This is a genomic window from Streptosporangium sp. NPDC002524 (assembly GCF_040295985.1).
Taxonomy (GTDB): domain Bacteria; phylum Actinomycetota; class Actinomycetes; order Streptosporangiales; family Streptosporangiaceae; genus Streptosporangium.
The window spans coordinates 1-1,346 of record NZ_JBEOWK010000077.1 but is presented as its reverse complement, the minus strand read 5'-3'; the positions used below and the strand labels follow the sequence as shown (position 1 = coordinate 1,346).

Below are 1,346 nucleotides of genomic sequence, written 5' to 3'. Positions count from 1 at the left end.
AGGCCCGGGGACAGGCCCGCGTAGTTGGTGCGGTGCATCTCGCCGAGGAGCTGGCGCCTCTTGAAGCTGTTTACGGGAAAAATTCTGAAAAACTAAAAGAAAACATACGTATTTCTTTTTCAGAAATGAATACAATTGATGAAGTTAATCTCTTCGTTGAAAAACTTAGTTCTATTTTAAAAAAATAACGCAAATTGTAAAATGAAGTTAGCCACCTTGAGTCAAGCAAAAAACATCTGAATCTCTTATACTAGAAGTTCGACCAAATAGTATAAAAAGGAAATTCAGATGCAAGACTATTCTATCACAAGCCAGAGCAAAGGGAAACACCTGACCAATCAAGACCGTTTAAACATTGAACGTTGGCACAATAAAGAAGGACTGAGCAACCGTGAGATTGCGCGCTTATTGAATAAAGCTCATGGGACGATTGACAGAGAGATGAAGCGAGGGGAAATCCAGCTCAAGCGGAAGGTAAAATACTCTGCTAAAAAGGCTCAAGAAAATTATGAAGGATTGAGGGCTCACAGTGTTCGTCCGAGTAAACTCACGACTGAGATTGATTGTTATGTGAGTACACGTCTTAAAGAAGACAAGGACTCTTTGGAAGTCATTCATCAGGCTCTAAAAGGAGTTTCTCTGAGCAGCCTCTACAATTGGGTCAACTGGGGCTGGTTAGAAGCCAAGCGTCATCATCTTTTCTATCCGCAGTATAAGGCGGCAAAGAAAATCAAACCTCGTGCGCCAAAGCATCCTTTTGGTAAGTCTATTGAAGAACGGCCTGAGTTCATTAACAATCGCTTAGAAGTGGGGCATTACGAGATTGACACGGTCATTCTTACGAGAGCTAAGAACAAGGTGCTTTTGACGCTCACAGAGCGAAAATACCGCACGGAGATCATTCGCTTGATTGATGGGAAAACAGCACAGGCGGTCAATGATGAGCTGGTGGAACTTCAAAAAAGTTATGACTTCAAATCCATTACCCCTGACAATGGCCATGAATTTGCAAGGCTCTCTGAGGTCGTAAGCTGTCCAGTTTACTATGCACACGCCTACGCGAGCTTTGAGCGAGGGACGAATGAAAACCATAACCGAATGATTCGTAGGCATCTGCCAAAAGGCACAACAAAGACGACCCCTGAAGAAGTCGCCGCTATCGAGTATTGGATGAACCATTATCCAAGAAAAATGTTCAACTATAAGAGTTCATATGAGATGAGCTTGGCTGGCTAACTTGGACTTGCAATTTGCTCGAGACTCTCCACCCAGCGGCGGACCTCGGGCTCAAGGTCGGTCAGCACCACCGAGTGACGGGGATGCAACCCGAACTGCAGGGTGCGCCC

The 1,346-nt window shown here is 44.8% G+C and carries 2 protein-coding genes; both read left to right on the top strand.

Going from position 1 to position 1,346, the window contains the following annotated elements; all coding sequences use genetic code 11:
* The coding region (locus tag ABT053_RS43310; RefSeq protein WP_350978020.1) for a hypothetical protein at nucleotides 1-188 on the top strand (188 nt) is incomplete at its 5' end.
* Between the two features lie 100 nt (nucleotides 189-288).
* Nucleotides 289-1,236 (top strand): IS30 family transposase, encoded by a 948-nt coding sequence (locus ABT053_RS43305; RefSeq protein ID WP_003130410.1) that lies wholly within the window; start codon nucleotides 289-291, stop codon nucleotides 1,234-1,236.
* Nucleotides 1,237-1,346 lie beyond the last annotated feature (110 nt).

Excerpts from the sequence above, each read along its gene's own strand:
- ABT053_RS43305 (WP_003130410.1), top strand. The coding sequence starts at position 289 with ATGCAAGACTATTCTATCACAAGCCAGAGCAAAGGGAAACACCTGACC.